The 2,583-nt window shown below is 52.2% G+C and carries 2 protein-coding genes and 1 pseudogene; 1 reads left to right on the top strand and 2 read right to left on the bottom strand.

The window, feature by feature from the left end; genetic code table 11:
- A partial coding sequence (locus ABX962_RS34450; protein WP_372726186.1) for a hypothetical protein occupies positions 1–539 on the top strand: 539 nt, incomplete at its 5' end.
- Positions 540–542: 3 nt separating this feature from the next.
- Here ABX962_RS34450 and ABX962_RS34455 read toward each other — a convergent pair.
- Both ABX962_RS34455 and ABX962_RS34460 read right to left on the bottom strand, forming a co-directional pair.
- Positions 543–2,369 carry an ArnT family glycosyltransferase gene (locus ABX962_RS34455; protein WP_372726187.1) on the bottom strand — a complete coding sequence of 609 codons (1,827 nt, stop codon included), beginning with the start codon at positions 2,367–2,369 and terminating at the stop codon, positions 543–545.
- Positions 2,370–2,380: 11 nt separating this feature from the next.
- Positions 2,381–2,583: pseudogene (locus ABX962_RS34460) on the bottom strand (hypothetical protein); the annotation flags it as partial.

Consider the following 2,583-nt stretch of genomic DNA (forward strand, 5'->3'; position numbering starts at 1 on the left):
ATGTGAACCTGTCTGCATTAAATGAGCCAGGCTTTGTTGCGGCACTGAAGAACGCCACCCCTGGCCGCTCAAGTTTGCGACTAGTTTGCCGATACCAATTTCCTGAAAATGGAGACCGATCACTCCGTAAACGACTCGAGACGAAATTGTCAGAGATCGCTGCGGCGGCAGGTTATCAAGACATCCGTTCCTCGCAAATGAGCACATCCGCCGCTTGGATCGACGCTTATCAGCGCGTCGATCCCGATGATGAAATCGCGGATGCGAAGGAGCCGTTGACTGAAAACCGACGGGTAGGGGTATTCCCAGTGACAACGCGGCTGTCGAAGTTTGTCCATGGTGACATCGATTGCATTGCGGAAATTATCCATCCGATTGATGGACGGATGACCGAAATTTCCGCCGAACTTAAATCGTCAATTCGTGAAGCAGTGCAATCGACTGAACTATCGCAAAAGCACACCTTGCTTTTCAAGTTGTCCAGCACCGAAGCGGGGATTGGCGATCCTGATGACAAGGCGAAAGCAGAGCGACGATAAGCCCTAGACGCCAAATCGGCTTACCGGTCTGTCGGCTTTCCGGAGAGATTGACTCTTTGGCTTACTGGCAACGGGTGCTTGCGAGGTGATTTGCCGCGAGCGATAGATTTCCACCGACTCATTCTCGCTTGTTTGGATCGGATTCGAAACCCGTTCCCAATTTCCGTTGACAATTTCGTTACGCAATGTCGACGCGTAGCGATTGATGTAATTATAAGCACAGTGCTGCTGGACATAGGTGGCCGTGTTTTGATCAGGAACCACCACGAAGTCACACGTGCGATCACACTGTTCCAAAAGCAACTGTAACTTTTCCGACTCGCTTTCCCCTGGCACCTCGTCCCAATCCGCTGCGGCAGGAAGGGAAAACAAACCATTGGCATGCAATCGGACGTTCTGATAGATCAATTTCCCTTCGTCGCTGGTGACCCCTTCGCGATCAAACATTACGGTCGAATACAGACTCCATAAATTTAATTCGGTTAAATGGCTGACTCCGAAACGGACGTCGGACATGTTGTTCGCGATGCTATCGGCCAAAATCACGTCCATGATCTGTTGCTGGGCCGCCATCGAATTGAATCCACCGGCTTGATGCCGCTGCCATCCTCGTTGAGCAGCAAAACCGATCGCAATCGCAAGCAGTCCCCATGAACACGCCAACAACCGACGATTATCGTTTTTCTCAAATGCTTTCAGCAGAGGAATGATGGCGAACAAAATTAACCCGACTATCGCGGGCATCGAAACGAACGGGTTCAATCCCGCACGTCTAGCCACAAGAAATACGATCGGGCTGAGTCCCACCCAAAGCAGAGCCCAATCAGGGGCCGAGCGATCACGAGTCGCATCCCAAATTGGCTTGAACGTCCAGCGATTGCGTGTGAAGAAGACTAGACCGATCATCCAGCCGCCGATCAGATACAGGATCTCAGCGCCTATCGCACGTCCTGCGAATTCGCCGTGTTTTACTGCCTCACTTAGCGGAAGCTTTGCGTTGGCGTCGGTATTCCAAACGACATAATAGTAGTGCAGATAACCAAAATTCAGAATATAAAACCATCCCGACAACACACTGGCGATCACGCTGGCCAGAATCAAGCCGCGTATCCGCTTGCTGCGATCTTCTTGCTGCAGCAAAAACAGCACCGCCAAGGGGGCGAGACTCAATACCAAATAAATCGGTGCGGTTGAACGCGACAGGCAACAGATTGCCATGGCAATGCCGCACATGACAAACCGCCCGGTCGTGGGTCGCTGCACTGCGGACAAAAACCAAATGGCCGATGCACCAAAACTGAGGCACAACATCAAGTCGGCCCGGAAATCCGACAGTCCGCCGACCTCCATGAAGATGCAACTGGTCGTAAAAAACGTGCAGCATCCCAGTATCGCCGTCGACGGTCTCAGGTCGCGGATTTTGACGAGATAAAAAAACACCGACGCCAAGAAGCCGAACAAATATGCAGCTTGGATCCAGACCGACACCATCCGGCTCGGTTCAACCCAAGGTCCAATGGAGGCTGCGATCGCAAACGGAAGAAACAGCGTTGAATCACTACTGATTACTCGGTTCCAACCCGCCGCCAGCCCTTGCTGTTGCGACGTTTCCATGATCGCGAACAGGTGCATATTGTAGCTCAGTGAATCGTAGAACGGATTCTTGTGTTGATAGAGCTCCTGATTCAGTCGGCTGCAGTACAACGCGATTACCGCACAGCTGACCAACAAAACCGCCAACGCCATGACCGGTCGGTTCAACGCATCTCGGAGCGACTCGACAAACCAACGCGAGGCTTCCGGCTGGATTGTTTTGCTATCCGTACTCACTAAATAATCCTTTAGCTCGCTTTTCGTGAGATCACGCGGAACGCACGCTCTTGGGCATCTTCCGACGTGGTGGCACTGGACACGATATACGAAGGTCGCCGGCGCACTTCGTCATAAATCCGGCCGATGTATTCACCGAGAATCCCAGCCGCAATCAGCTGAAATCCGCCCAAACCTAAAATGGCACAGGCAATCGTGGTAAAGCCAAGCGATG

The organism is Novipirellula sp. (genome assembly GCF_041583735.1).
In the GTDB taxonomy this organism is placed as follows: Bacteria; Planctomycetota; Planctomycetia; order Pirellulales; family Pirellulaceae; genus Novipirellula.